The organism is Nitratireductor arenosus (genome assembly GCF_009742725.1).
Classification (GTDB): domain Bacteria; phylum Pseudomonadota; class Alphaproteobacteria; order Rhizobiales; family Rhizobiaceae; genus Mangrovimarina; species Mangrovimarina arenosa.
Window position 1 is genome coordinate 643,078 of record NZ_WPHG01000002.1, and the last position, 14,009, is coordinate 657,086.

The 14,009-nt window shown below is 64.4% G+C and carries 11 protein-coding genes and 1 tRNA gene; 5 read left to right on the forward strand and 7 right to left on the reverse strand.

Annotation, left to right across the window (positions count from 1 at the left end):
- Positions 1-90 precede the first annotated feature (90 nt).
- The 6 genes from GN330_RS10065 to GN330_RS10090 all read right to left on the reverse strand — a co-directional run bounded on the left by GN330_RS10065 (position 91) and on the right by GN330_RS10090 (position 6,854).
- Complete coding sequence (locus GN330_RS10065; protein WP_156712532.1) at positions 91-816, reverse strand: class I SAM-dependent methyltransferase; 726 nt, start codon at positions 814-816, stop codon at positions 91-93.
- Positions 817-976: 160 nt separating this feature from the next.
- Positions 977-1,714 (reverse strand): RadC family protein, encoded by a 738-nt coding sequence (radC, locus tag GN330_RS10070; protein WP_156712533.1) that lies wholly within the window; start codon positions 1,712-1,714, stop codon positions 977-979.
- Between the two features lie 418 nt (positions 1,715-2,132).
- Positions 2,133-2,960: a type I methionyl aminopeptidase gene (gene map / locus GN330_RS10075; RefSeq protein ID WP_156712534.1), complete on the reverse strand. Its 828-nt coding sequence runs from the start codon at positions 2,958-2,960 to the stop codon at positions 2,133-2,135.
- Between the two features lie 228 nt (positions 2,961-3,188).
- A tRNA-Glu gene (locus tag GN330_RS10080) sits at positions 3,189-3,264 on the reverse strand.
- Positions 3,265-3,368: 104 nt separating this feature from the next.
- Positions 3,369-4,652 (reverse strand): YcbK family protein, encoded by a 1,284-nt coding sequence (locus GN330_RS10085; protein ID WP_246188606.1) that lies wholly within the window; start codon positions 4,650-4,652, stop codon positions 3,369-3,371.
- A gap of 369 nt (positions 4,653-5,021) precedes the next feature.
- Positions 5,022-6,854, reverse strand: a complete 1,833-nt coding sequence (locus GN330_RS10090; protein ID WP_156712535.1) for a PHA/PHB synthase family protein — start codon at positions 6,852-6,854, stop codon at positions 5,022-5,024.
- A 182-nt stretch (positions 6,855-7,036) separates the two neighbouring features.
- On the opposite strand from GN330_RS10090, the gene GN330_RS10095 reads away from it, so the two are divergent.
- The 5 genes from GN330_RS10095 (at position 7,037) to recJ (ending at position 12,970) form a co-directional block, all read left to right on the forward strand.
- Positions 7,037-7,363: a hypothetical protein gene (locus tag GN330_RS10095; protein WP_156712536.1), complete on the forward strand. Its 327-nt coding sequence runs from the start codon at positions 7,037-7,039 to the stop codon at positions 7,361-7,363.
- Between the two features lie 69 nt (positions 7,364-7,432).
- Positions 7,433-8,656 carry an LL-diaminopimelate aminotransferase gene (locus tag GN330_RS10100; RefSeq protein WP_156712537.1) on the forward strand — a complete coding sequence of 408 codons (1,224 nt, stop codon included), beginning with the start codon at positions 7,433-7,435 and terminating at the stop codon, positions 8,654-8,656.
- 37 nt (positions 8,657-8,693) lie between these two features.
- Positions 8,694-10,007, forward strand: a complete 1,314-nt coding sequence (locus GN330_RS10105) for a homoserine dehydrogenase (protein ID WP_156712538.1) — start codon at positions 8,694-8,696, stop codon at positions 10,005-10,007.
- Positions 10,008-10,153: 146 nt separating this feature from the next.
- Entirely contained in the window at positions 10,154-11,131 is a 978-nt protein-coding gene (gene glpX / locus GN330_RS10110) for a class II fructose-bisphosphatase (protein WP_156712539.1), read from the forward strand.
- A gap of 54 nt (positions 11,132-11,185) precedes the next feature.
- Positions 11,186-12,970, forward strand: coding sequence for a single-stranded-DNA-specific exonuclease RecJ (gene recJ / locus GN330_RS10115; protein WP_156712540.1), 1,785 nt, complete (start codon positions 11,186-11,188; stop codon positions 12,968-12,970).
- Between the two features lie 24 nt (positions 12,971-12,994).
- Here the strand turns inward: recJ and GN330_RS10120 are convergent, their stop codons facing one another.
- Positions 12,995-13,966 carry a patatin family protein gene (locus GN330_RS10120; protein WP_156712910.1) on the reverse strand — a complete coding sequence of 324 codons (972 nt, stop codon included), beginning with the start codon at positions 13,964-13,966 and terminating at the stop codon, positions 12,995-12,997.
- Positions 13,967-14,009 lie beyond the last annotated feature (43 nt).

The following is a 14,009-nucleotide window of genomic DNA, read 5'->3' on the forward strand; positions in this document are numbered from 1 at the left end:
CGGCCGCTTTCCTTCCTAAATTCCCATCATGTGAAAACGGCCGCCCAACCCGGGCGGCCGTTTTGCGTTTTGCCGGCCGCGTGGCGGTGTTCACGTACCGTCGCGGATCGCGATCACCGATTTGTTCAGACCGAACACCTTCTCGTGCACGATCGCCGCGTCGGGGAACAGCCCTGCCATCTCGCGCGTCGACAGGAGCCGGTGATGGTGGATGATGTCGAGCGCCTCCTCCAGCGAATCGATGCGCTGGAAGAAGCCGAGCGCGAAGCGCATGATCAAGGTGGCGCGCATGCGCCTGGGCAGGTACTGGAAGCCCGGAAAGCGGAAATGCGGCTCGTAAGCGAACCAGTAGTTCGGCGTTTGGATGTAATAACGCGGCGCCAGCCGTCGCGCATTGGCGGCGAACGCTTCCATGTTCGACCAGTCACCGACATGTTCGATCACCGAATTGGAATGGACGAGATCGAACCGGCGGCCGGAAAACAGGGTGGGGTCCGAGGCGCTCTCGGCGACGAAGGTGAACAGCGCCGGATCATCGACCTCCTGGTCCTCGGTGTTGACCATCGTGAAGGAAAGCCGGTTGCGATTTTCCCGGATGAAGTCTGCGCCGATATGCCAATAGGTCTCCGTCCCGCCCAGATCGAGGATCTCGGCGCTGCCGCGTTCGGCGATGATCGCTTCGATCAGCCTGCGAATATGGACGAAACGGCGGGCCCGGAAACCGAACTCCAGGCTCTTTGAATTCTCATATGGATTGGCCCGGCGCGGGCCGAGCATATCGAGGCCGCCAGTATCGGCAGCTTGACGAATAAGCATGACAATCTCCCACGGTCACCCGGAGAGAGTGTTAAACGAAAGTTAATTGGAATGCTTAACAAACCGTGAATTTGGTTAACAGTGCTTTTTTTTGCCAAGACCTTTCGTATTTCAGGAATATACAACGTATTTCAAACAAACATAAAATATAAATAAAATTTTAGATAAGTTGAAGGCCTTTTAGACTGGCGTGACCGTTCTTGCCGACGATGATGTGGTCGTGGACGGCGATGCCGAGAGGCTTGGCCGACTCGACGACCAGCCGCGTCATCTCGATGTCGGCGCGCGAGGGCGTCGGATCGCCCGAGGGATGGTTGTGAACCAGGATCAGGGCGGTCGCCGACAATTCGAGCGCACGTTTGACGACCTCTCGCGGATAAACCGGCGTATGGTCGATGGTTCCCCGCTGCTGGACTTCGTCGGCAATCAGCGCGTTCTTCTTATCCAGGAACAGGATACGGAACTGCTCGCGCGGTTCGAACGCCATGGCGGCGCGGCAATAATCGATGACATCGCTCCACGAGGTCAGGACCTGGCGCCCGCGAATCCGGCCCTTGAGCATCCGTTCGGCCGCGGCCGCGGCCAGTTTCAGGTCGAAGGCGACCGCCGGGCCGACACCCTTGACCTCGCGAAGCAGATGTTCGGGCGCGCCCAGGACCTCGGCGAACGATCCGAAACGCGCGATCAGGGCCTTGGCGACCGGTTTGGTGTCGGCGCGGGGGATCGAACGAAACAGCAGCGTTTCCAGAAGCTCGTATTCGGCAAGCGCGGCCTGTCCACCCTCGCGCAACCGCTCGCGCAGCCGTTCGCGATGGCCCGAATAATGCGGCTTGCCGGGGCGGGCCACCGGTTTTTCGGCAAAAAAGCCGCGTTCGTCGTCGTCATCCTCCGGCGCCATCCACCCTCCCGCTTGCAGGACGCACAGTCCACGACTTGTCCGGCGGCAAGCCTAGAGCCGTTCCTCTTTAACTGGAAGCGGTTTGATGGAATGGATTTTTCGGTCCGGCAAGGAGAAGCCCGCAGCGCGATATCAATATCGGGCAAGGGCTTCGACGCCGCAGGGGCGGAAAATCCGTCCACGCCGGGGAGCGCCAATGGTTTTGATATCGCCCGTCAAACCGCAATCGCCCGACCTTGGTCTCTCGCGCATCTTACGGCGTTGCGCACGGCTCATGGTGCCTGCACCACATCGCCACGCGCTCCTGGCCGGACCGCGAAATCCCGGCAGTCAAACGGTTCCAGTTAAAGAGGAACGGCTCTAGACCGTTTCGCGGCCGCAGGGAATCGCCGTGCGGGCGACGTGGGGCGCTTGGCTTTCAGTCGCGCAGGCCCGGCCGGTCGAGCCCCGCCGGCGACAGGGTGAAAATCTCGCAGCCCGTGTCGGTGACGCCTATACTGTGTTCGTACTGCGCCGAAAGCGACCGGTCGCGCGTTACCGCGGTCCACCCATCCGACAATACCTTCACGTGCGGTCGTCCGAGATTGATCATCGGTTCGACCGTGAAGATCATGCCGGGTTTCAGTTCCACGCCTTCATTGGGGCTGCCATAATGCAGGATGTTGGGCGCGTCGTGAAACAGAAGCCCGACGCCGTGGCCGCAGAAATCGCGCACCACCGAGCAGCGCTCGGCCTCGGCATAAGTTTGGATCGCCGCGCCGATCGCGCCGGTGCGCGCGCCCGGGCGGATCGCCGCGATGCCGCGCATCAGGCTTTCGTGGGTCACTTCCAGCAGCCTTTCGGCCGCGCGCTTGATCTGTCCGACCGGGTACATGCGCGAGGAATCACCGTGCCAGCCGTCGACGATGTAGGTGACGTCGATATTGACGATATCGCCCTCGCGCAAAGGCTTGCGGTCGGGAATGCCGTGACAGACCACGTGGTTGATCGAGGTGCAGGACGATTTGGTGTAGCCGCGATAGTTGAGCGTCGCCGGGATGGCGTCGTGATCCATGCCGAATTCGAAGATGAAACGATCGAGTGCCTCGGTGGTCACGCCGGGCTCTATCATGGCGACCAACTCGTCGAGGCAGCGCGCGGTCAGCGCGCAGGCGCGGCGCATACCTTCGAAGCCGGCTTCGTCGTAGAGCCGGATCTGGCCGGTGTTTTTGAGCGGCGCGGTCGCCGCGTCCTGATAGGTGACCATGGGCTCATCTTCCGGGCGTTTGTTGACAACGGGCGCGGATGCCTAGCTTGACGACGACACCCTCACGCGCAGATTTGGCATCGAAGCGCGTCGGCATCAAGCCCGCAGCGTCTTCATGGCCGACAAAGGAGCCGCGAAAGGGCGCATTTCCGGCGCGATCGGCATGGCTGAAAAACCCCGCCTCGATATGACGGGGGCTGCGGCACGCGGTGAAACGATTGGAAAAACTGGCACGCCCAACGGGACTCGAACCCGTGTTTCCGCCGTGAAAGGGCGGCGTCCTAGACCGCTAGACGATGGGCGCGCGGGGAACGTGCGGCCTTATAGTCAGCTTCCCTGTGGGCGACAACCCGCAAAACCGATCGATGAAAAGATTTTTTGCCGCGCGCCGCAAATACCGCCGCCGGATCAGCGCCGACGCCGGCAACGCCAATTCCAGTCCCGCTCGGGGCCGACATCGATATGGACCGATTTGGTGTGGCAATAAGTGCCGACGCCGCCGCGGCCGGGCATGGCGCGGACAAAGCTGGCCAATTGGCGTGTGGACACGCCGGGCACCTGAACGTCGGCTGCCGCGCAATACATGTGCAGCGAGTTGCGAGCGCCACGCGCTCGTCGGTTGCGCGCCGGACTGCGGTAGCCGGAGGTGACGACGATCTTTTTGCCAAAATGCTGCTCGACCCGGCGCAGGACGCGCACGAGCGACGGTTTCAGGCAGCCGACATCGACCCGGTCGGTCTGTTTGATCAATCCGTTGGGGGCCAGCCGGGCCAGACCGGCGGCCGAAGCCACGCGCACCGGTTCGCCCGCTTCGTGGACGTCGATGTCGTCGTCCTCGTCGAGCCCGGACTTGCGGTTGATCTCGAACAGGGCCGACTGGCGTACGCCGGGCAGGGCGTCTCCGGAGCCGGACAGGGAGACCGGATTGACGATCGGTTTGGCCGGCCCGGTCGAGGCGAGCGCCACCACCGGATCGCGCCGGGGCTTGACCTTGACCGCCGGCCGGTCGGCGGCAGTGGCCGAAGGCGCGGTGTTGGAAAACAGGTTGGCCAGAAAGCCGCGCTTTTGGACCGGAGCGGGGGCCGGCCCCGGACCGCTCTCGATGAAGGCAGTCGGCTTCGGTTCGCTGGACGCTGTGGCGTCGCCGGTCGATGCGGCCGTCTCCTCGGGGGTGGCGTCCGCCGGCGCGGGCAGGGGCGGTGTTGCGGTTTCGGGCTTGTCGCGCGGTATTGCGAGCGCAACGGTCGTTTCGGGCAATGCGACGGGATTTTGGCGCGGTGCCCGGCCGCGCTCGGTATCGGTGGCCGGTGGCGCCGGATTGGCGAACAGGCTGGCGAAGAAGCCACGTTTTTTCGGTGGCTCGGCGGGCACCGCCGGCGCGGGTTGCGGCTCTGCCGTAGCAGTTTGCGCTGCAATGTCATCCGCTGTTGCCCCGGGCAGATTTTCCCCGTCGGGCGCGGTGACCACGGCTTCGCTGCCATCCTCGCCGGGCATCGGCGCGCCCGAATCGGGCTTGTCGGCGGGCAGATAGGCAACCTCGGCGGGCAGAACCGTGTCACCTTCCTCAATGACGGAGGGCGAAGGCGTCTGGTCGACGGAGGCGAGGTCGCTTTCCTCGATCGTGTCAAGGACGACCGGGCCGGTCGTGGTGCCGCTGGTGCCGTTAAAGGACGGGGACGCGACGTCGAACATCGATCCACCCGTCGTGCAGGCGCCGAGCAGCACAGACAACATCGCTGCAGCGAATGCGCGGCGGTTTCTGCTGCCAACGAGCGCTTGCGCTGTTTTCAACGGATTCCCCTCTTATCGTTCCAAGTCGGAACGCGGCCCTTCCAACCCCATGCCCACCGGAGCCGGACAATCGCGGAATCGATCATTCGAGCCCTAACGAAGTCACGGTCAAAGTGCAATCCCGACCGCCTCCCGCGCTAGGGGCGAAATGCGGCAGCACCGTGTTGAACGGACAGTTCCCCGGCGTTGGCACCGCCGCGTTCCATCACAGAGCATTTCAGCCTGTAACCTGGCTTGTTCGACGCGCTGTATGGCGCCCGTGACCAAGGGCTACACTTTAACCGTGACGTAGTCGCCGGGCGCGTCCCCCAGAATCGGTACTTTTTCGTCTTCCGGCCGGCGGGCGGGAACGCGTTTTCTGTCCTGTTTTTCGATCCATTTTTGCCAATGCGGCCACCAGGAGCCGGGATTTTCCTTGGCCGATTTAACCCATTCGTCGAACTCGCCAAGCGGCGGCCCGCCGGTCCAATGCTGGTATTTGTTCGACTGCGGCGGATTGACGACGCCGGCGATATGTCCCGAACCCGCCATCACATAATCCACCTTGCCGCCGAAGAACTGGCAGCCGACGAAGACGGAACGCGCTGGCGCGATGTGATCCTCGCGGGCGGCGAGATTATAGACGGGAATGGTGACGTCCTTCAGCGAGAGCGTCTCGCCGCCGAGCATCATCTGCCCGCGCGACAGGCTGTTTTCCATGTAGCAGTTGCGCAGATAGAACGAGTGGTTGGCCGCCGCCATACGTGTGGAATCGGAATTCCAATACAGGAGGTCGAACGGCATCGGCTCCTTGCCGCGCATATAGTTGTTGACGACGTAGGGCCAGATCAGGTCGCCGGCGCGCAGCATGTTGAAGGCGGTGGCCATCTTGGTGCCGTCGAGATAGCCCTTTTCGCTCATCGCCCGTTCGAGCGCGGCGACCTGGTCCTCGTCGACGAACACCTTTAGGTCGCCGGCATGGATGAAGTCGACCTGGGTGGTGAAGAAGGTGACGGACCCGATCCGGTCGTCGCCCCGTTTGGCCATCAGGGCGAGGGCGGCCGCCAGCAGCGTGCCGCCGACGCAATAGCCGATCGCGTTGACCGCGCGTTCGCCGGTCGCTTTGTCGATCGTGTCCAGACAGAAGGTGATGCCTTCGTCGATATAGGCCTCCCAGCCTTTCCTGCCGTGACGCTCGTCGGGATTGACCCAGGAAATCACAAAGACGGTGTGGCCCTGCTCGACGGCCCAGCGGATGAAGGATTTTTCCGGATTCAGGTCGAGAATGTAGAATTTGTTGATCCAGGGCGGGCAGATCATCAGCGGCCGTTTCAGCACCTTCGGCGTCGTCGGCTCGTACTGGATGATCTCCGCCAGTTCGCTGCGCGCCACGACCTTACCCGGTGTGGTGGCGATGTTCTTGCCGACCGCGAATCTGGAATAGTCCGCCTGCCGCAACTTCAAATCGCCTTTGCCGGCGGTGATGTCCTCGGCAAGCATCTTCATGCCGCGCACCAGATTTTCGCCATTGGTTGACACTGTTTCGCGGAACAGTTCGGGATTGGTAAGGATGAAGTTGGACGGCGAAATCGCCTGGGTGATCTGGCGGACGTAGAAATTGGCCTTGTGGCGGGTGTGTTCGTCCAGGCCGTCGGCATGTTCGACAAGTTCGCCCGCCCAGCGCGAGGTCACCAGATAAGCTTGCTTGAGGAAATCGAAAAACGCGTTGCGGCCCCATTCGGGATCCTGGAAACGCTTGTCGCCGCGCTCGGGCTCGACGTCGCCCTCCTCGCGCTGCTCGCCCGACATTTTGCCGACCGCGTTCGACCATACGCTCATATAGCCGGCGAACAGCTTGGTCTGGGCCTCGAGCGCGCGCGCGGGGTCCGACAGCCAGTATTCAGACAGCTTGGAAAAGGTCTTGACCATGTCGGCCATCGGTTCGGCCACGCTATCGCGTATCTCGCCGCGTTCGCGCGGTGTGACCCAGGCCGAAGCCGCCTTGCCGGCCTGCTCGATCATATGGGCGAGGTTGCGGGCGAACTGCTCCGGGTCTTTGACGATATACTGTTCGACCGACGAGGCGCTGGCGTCGTTATTCGTTTTATCGTCCTGCCTGGCCATTGCGGCTGTGGTCCTCCCGGGCCTTTTGTTGACACAATATCATGTGACGGCCATAGCGGTCCATTGAACCGGCGGCCTGGATTTGCCTAGCCGACGTTCGGGAACGCAATATGTCGAAATCGTCTCGACCGCTCTTTTGTCGCGCCGTCTTGCACGGACTCATCGTCGCAGCGGGCGCCGCCTTGAGCGCCTGCGCCGGCGTGCCGATCGAGGATGCGGTTCCGGCCGGCGCGCTCGACGGCGGCCCGACCGCCCCCATCGACGGGGTGTCGCCGCCGGTGTTGCGCAATACCGGGCGCTACCCGAACCTGAACGTGCCACGCCAAGGCGCTGCCAATCAGTTCAGCGCCGGCGAGACCAATGCCAAGAAGGGCGAATTGCGCCGGTCGGCCAGCGGCCAGGCCCAAATCGCCAAGGAGCCGGGCATCGCCCCGTCGGAACTGGAAAGGCTGCGCGAGCTCGGCGAGACGCACGGCAAGGACACGCTCAAGAAGATCGAGGGCGAGTGACGCTATCGACCGAGTGCCGGATTGGGTGTATAGGCGCGCCCAGATCGCTCCATTCCCGTCGGAACCGCCATGGAAGAGTTTCACAAGACCCGCCGGCTGCCGCCTTACGTGTTCGAACAGGTCAACCGCCTGAAGGCCAGCGCGCGGTCCAAGGGCGCTGACATCGTCGATCTCGGCATGGGCAACCCCGACCTACCCACCCCCAAATCGATCGTCGACAAATTATGCGACGTGGTGCGCGATCCGCGCACCCACCGCTATTCCGCCTCGCGCGGCATTCCCGGACTGCGGCGCGCCCAGGCCGCCTATTACGCGCGCCGTTTCGGCGTCAAGCTCGATCCCGAAAGCCAGGTCGTCGCCACGCTCGGCTCCAAGGAGGGGTTTGCCAACATGGCCCAGGCGATCACCGCGCCGGGCGACGTGGTGTTGTGCCCCAATCCGACCTATCCGATCCACGCCTTCGGCTTCATCATGTCGGGCGGCGTCATCCGCTCGATTCCCGCCGAGCCGGATTCAGGTTTCATTCCGGCGCTGGAACGCGCCGTGAAGCATTCGATACCGCGGCCGCTGGCGCTGATCCTCAACTATCCGTCCAATCCGACGGCCTATGTCGCCACGCTCGATTTCTACAAGGACGTCGTCGCCTTCGCCAAGCGGCACGACCTCATCATCCTGTCCGATCTTGCCTATGCCGAGATCTATTTCGACGACAATCCGCCGCCGTCGGTGTTGCAGGTGCCCGGCGCGGTCGACGTCACGGTAGAATTCACCTCGATGTCGAAGACCTTTTCCATGCCGGGCTGGCGCATGGGCTTCGCCGTCGGCAATGAAAGGCTGATCGCGGCGCTGGCGCGGGTCAAATCCTATCTCGATTACGGCGCTTTCACGCCAATCCAGGTGGCCGCGGCCGCGGCCCTCAACAGTGACGGAGCGGATATCGAGGAGGTGCGTGAGACTTATCGCCGACGCCGCGACGTGCTGGTCGAAGCCTTCGATCGTGCCGGCTGGTGCGTACCCGCGCCGGCCGCGACGATGTTTGCCTGGGCGCCGATTCCAGAGCCGTTCCGCCATGCCGGGTCGCTGGAATTTTCCAAACTGCTGGTGGAAAAAGCCCATGTCGCGGTGGCGCCGGGCATCGGTTTCGGCGAACATGGCGACGAGTTCGTGCGTATAGCCTTGGTCGAGAACGAACACCGCATCCGCCAGGCCGCGCGTTCCATCAAGCGTTTTCTCGCCGCCAGCGTCCGGCCGGACGGCGAGACAAATGTGGTTCCGCTCAGCGCGCGGCGCTGAATCAGCAAGAGATTTTTCCGGGAAAGGGCTGTCGGCCATGGGCGAAGCATTGCGTGTCGGAATTGCCGGTCTGGGTACGGTCGGCGCCTCCGTCGTGCGCGTGCTGACCGACAAGGCCGCCGAACTGACGCGCCAATGCGGTCGCGAGGTCGTCGTGGTCGCGGTCTCGGCGCGCGATCGCAACAAGGATCGTGGTATCGCGCTTGCCGATGCCGCATGGTTCGACGATCCGGTCGCACTTGCCAAAAAGGCCGAGATCGACGTCTTCGTCGAACTGATCGGCGGCGAGACGGGGATCGCCAAGGATTGCGTCGAGGCCGCGCTGGCGGCCGGCCGTCACGTTGTGACCGCCAACAAGGCGCTTTTGGCGGCAAACGGCGTCGCGCTGGCGGAAAAAGCCGAAAAACGCGGCGTTCTCCTCAACTACGAGGCGGCGGTAGCCGGCGGCATCCCGGTCATCAAGACGATGCGCGAGGCGATGGCCGGCAACACGATCAGCCGCGTCTTCGGCATTCTCAACGGCACCTGCAATTATATTCTGACCCGCATGGAGGAGGACGGGCTGTCGTTCGCCGACTGTCTGGCCGACGCCCAGCGTCTCGGTTATGCGGAAGCCGACCCGACCTTCGACATCGAGGGCCACGACACCGCCCACAAGTTGTCGCTTTTGACCAGCCTGGCCTTCGGCACGCGCATTTCGGCCGGCGACATCTACATGGAAGGCATCTCCAACATCACCCAGGCCGACATTCGCGCGGCCGGCGAACTGGGTTACCGGATCAAGCTCTTGGGTGTTGCCCAGCGCACCGAAAGCGGCATCGAGCAGCGTGTGCACCCGACCATGGTGCCGACGGCTTCGGTGATCGCGCAGGTCGACGGCGTCACCAATGCGGTGGCGATCGAGACCGACATTTTAGGCGAATTGCTGCTTTCGGGCCCGGGTGCGGGCGGCAACGCGACCGCCTCGGCCGTCGTCGGCGACATCGCCGACATCGCCAAGGCTAGCCCGGGCTTCCAGCACGGGCCGGTGTTCGGCCGGCCGGCGCGCGAACTCGCGCCCTACAAGCGCGCCCGCATGCGGGCCCACGCCGGCGGCTATTTCATCCGGCTGACCGTCATCGACCGCGCGGGCGCCTTCGCCGCGATCGCCAAGCGCATGGCCGCAAACGATATTTCGCTGGAATCGATCGTCCAGCACGCCAATGGCGAAAACGGCGCCGATCGCAAGACCGTCATCCTGGTCACGCATGAGACGACCGAGGCCGCCGTGCGCAAGGCCGTCGACGGCATCACCAGGGACGGCCATGTCGTCGACACGCCGCAGGTGATCCGCATCGAGCGCGCCGAATAGGCCGGATGGTCTTTTTTAATCGATTGTTATGATTGGCGATTAGGGGAAAGGCCTCTGCCGTCTCTTGCCGTTGCCGGGCCCGTTTGACAAAAGGGGCGACCGACTATCCGCCCCGGCTTGCCGGAGCCCTTTCTCAGGATACAAAAATGGCCAAACTCGCTTCCGACGGTCTCGATCGCATTCTCACCCTCGAGTTGGTCCGCGTGACCGAGCGCGCCGCCGTGGCAGCGGCCAGGCTGCGCGGGCGCGGCGACGAAAAGGCCGCCGACCAGGTGGCCGTGGACGCGATGCGCTCGGAGCTCAACCGCCTGCCGATCGACGGTACCGTGGTGATCGGCGAGGGCGAGCGCGACGAGGCGCCGATGCTTTATATCGGCGAGGAGGTGGGAACCAAGGACGGGCCGGAAGTCGATATCGCGCTCGACCCGCTCGAAGGCACGACGATCTGTGCCAAGAACCTGCCCAACTCGCTCGCCGTTATCGCGATCGCCGAAAAGGGCAGTCTGCTTTACGCGCCGGACGTTTATATGGACAAGATCGCCATCGGACCCGGCTATCCGGCCGGCATCATCGACATCGACGCGCCGGCGGCCGACAATCTCGACAGGCTCGCCAAGGCCAAGGGCGTGCCGGTCGGCGAGATTACCGCCTGCATCCTAGACCGTCCGCGCCATGCCCGGCTGATTGAGGAAGTGCGCGCGACCGGCGCTGCGATCCGCCTGATCGGCGATGGGGACGTGGCCGGCGTCATCCACACCACCGATCCCGACGAGACCGGCATCGACATCTATATCGGTATCGGCGGGGCGCCGGAGGGCGTGCTGGCGGCGGCGGCGCTGCGCTGCATCGGCGGCCAGATGCAGGGACGTCTGCAGCTCAACACCGACGACAAGGTCGCGCGCGCCAAGAAGATGGGCATCGACGATCCCGACAAGATCTACCAGATGGACGAGATGGCGCGGGGCGACGTCCTGTTCGCAGCCACCGGCGTCACCGACGGCAATCTGCTCTCTGGCGTCAGATTCGCGCGCGATTTCGTCCAGACCCATACGATCGTCATGCGTTCGTCCTCGCGCACCGTGCGCGAGATCAAGGCCAAGCATCAGGATCTGGAAAAGTTTTGAGGCGGTTCGCCGCCGCACGACGCGCCGGTCCCGTCCCAAGAGTGGGACGACGGCATGGGTGAGGCGCGCATTTTCCTGGACGTCAAGAGGTCGGCGACCGGGCAGGCCTGGATCCATCGCCTGTCCGCGCGCGGCGAGAATGACGCGCTGACGATCGCCCAGACGCATGGCCTGCCGGATATCATCGCCCGCGTTCTGGCCGGGCGCGGCATCGATGCTGCTGCCACGGAACGGTTTCTCGACCCGACGATCCGCGATTTGTTGCCTGATCCGGCCTCGCTGACCGACATGGACAAGGCCGCCGCACGGCTGGCAGCCGCCGTACTGAAGCGCGAGCGCGTGGCGATCTTCGGCGACTACGACGTCGACGGCGCCGCGTCCTCGGCGCTGATGAAGCGCTTTCTGCGCCATTTCGGCATCGAGGCGGAGATCTATATTCCCGACCGGATCTTCGAAGGCTACGGGCCCAATCCCGATGCGATGCGCGACCTCGTCAAACGGGGCGCCACGCTGATCGTCACCGTCGATTGCGGCGCCAACAGCGGCCCCTCGGTCGCGGCGGCCAACGAGGCCGGCGCCGACGTAGTCGTGCTCGACCATCACCAGGTCGGCGGCGCGTTGCCCGACGCGCTCGCCGTCGTCAATCCCAATCGCGAGGACGATCTGTCCGGGCAGGGGCATTTGTGTGCCGCCGGCGTCACCTTCCTGGCTCTGGTGCAGACCGTCAAGCATCTGCGCGCCAGCGGCAAGTCCGGCCCGTTGCCCGACCTGCTGGAACTGCTCGATCTGGTCGCGTTGGCGACGGTGTGCGATGTCGTGCCGCTCGTCGGCGTCAACCGCGCCTTCGTGGTCAAGGGACTGGTCGCGGCTCGGCATCAGAACAATCCCGGTCTGGCCGCCCTGCAGCGCGTCGCGCGCATCGGCGAGCCGACCAACACATTTCATCTCGGCTATCTGATCGGTCCGCGCATCAATGCCGGCGGACGGATCGGCGACGCGGCGCTGGGCGCGCGGCTTCTGGCCGAGACCGATCCGGTCGCGGCGCGCGAGATCGCCGAACAGCTCGACCGGCTCAATCAGGAGCGCCAGGCGATGGAGCGCTCAATGCTGGAGGAGGCGCGGGCCGAGGCCGAAGCCGAACTCGCAAACGGCCGGGGCCCGGCGGTGTTCGTCACCGAGAGCACGACATGGCATCCGGGGATCGTCGGGCTGATCGCGTCGCGGCTGAAGGAGCAATTACGCCGTCCGGTGTTCGCGATTGCCTTCAACGCCAATGGCGAGGGTACCGGCTCGGGCCGCTCGATCGCCGGTTTCAATCTCGGCCGGCTCGTGCGCGATGCCGCGGACCGGGGTCTGATCGTCAAGGGCGGCGGACACGCCATGGCGGCCGGCATCACGGTGGAGCGCGGTAAACTGGGCGCCTTGCGGGCGTTTTTCGAGGAACAGGCGGCCGAGGCGGTGTTTCGCCTGCGCGAGGAACAGGCCTTGAAGATCGACGCCGCGCTCGCGGCGGAAGGGGCCAATCTCGATCTTCTCGACGTGCTGGAACGGGCTGGACCTTATGGCACGGGCCATCCGCAGCCGGTTTTCGTTTTGCCGCGTCATCAGGTCTCGGACGTACGCACGGTCGGGCAGGGCCATTTGCGGATCGATCTGCGCTCCGGCGCCGGCGGTCGCTTGCAGGCGATGGCCTTTCGCAGCGTCGATACCGATCTCGGCCGCTTTCTGCTGGCCAGCCGCGGCCGCCTGATCAACGCCGCCGGCTCGCTGTCGGCCAATTTCTGGAATGGAACGAAATCGGTGCAGTTCCGGCTGAGCGATGCGGCGGCCGCGGATTGAGCGTCAGCAGGCAAGCGGTTTCGGTCAGGCCAGCACGGTCTGCAAGCGCTTGAGTTCGTTGATATTGGCGACCGTGGCATCGTAGCCGAGGCGGATCGCCTCGTCGGCGCGATGAAACTCGGTGAGCCCGATCTGGCCGAGCTTGGGCTGCAACGACATGTCGGGCGGATCGCCGGCCAGCCGCGCCCGCGAAATCCGGTCCTGGATGATGTTGAAGGCTTCGACCATGACGCCGGTGATGCCGAGACGCGCTTCGGCGTCGCGGTGAGTATGGCCGGTAACATCGGCGGACCGTTTCGGCTTTTCGACCACCAGTTCGCCGGCATTGTGTTTGATGACGGCGGCGCGGCCGAACAGGTCGTAGTGGAGATTGACCGCCACCACCAGCGGCTGCTCGTAGGCGCGACACACCGAGACCGGCACCGGATTGACCAGCGCGCCGTCGACCAGCACGCGATTGTTGGCGCTGACCGGCTCGAACACTCCGGGAAGCGCGTAGGAGGCGCGCATGGCGGTGATCAGATTGCCGCTGGACAGCCAGATTTCGTGTCCGGTGCGGATTTCGGCGGCGACGCAGACGAAGGGTTTTTCGAGATCCTCGAAAGTGAGCCCGCGCATATGCTGCTGCATGCGGGCCGTCAGCCGCATGCCGCCGAACAGGCCGCTGCCGCCCAGATGCAGGTCGAGCAGCCCGAAGATCCGGCGTCGGGTGAGGCTGCGGGCGAATTCCTCCAGCTCGTCCAGCTTGCCGGCCAGATAACACCCGCCGACCAGTGCGCCGATCGAGGTGCCGGCGATCATGTTGATCTTGATGCCGGCCTCGTCGAGCGCGCGCAGCACGCCGATATGGGCCCAGCCGCGGGCCGCGCCGCCACCGAGCGCCAGCGCGATGCCGGTCCTGGGTTGGGGCTGGAATTCGGGCGCGTCGACGTTCGGAGGCGCCTCACGGTCGTCCCCGGCTTCCTGTCTCGTGCGAAGGGATGCCCATTCGAGCATCGTCATCTCCCTTGCGTCCCTGTCTTCACCTTACCCACAATGG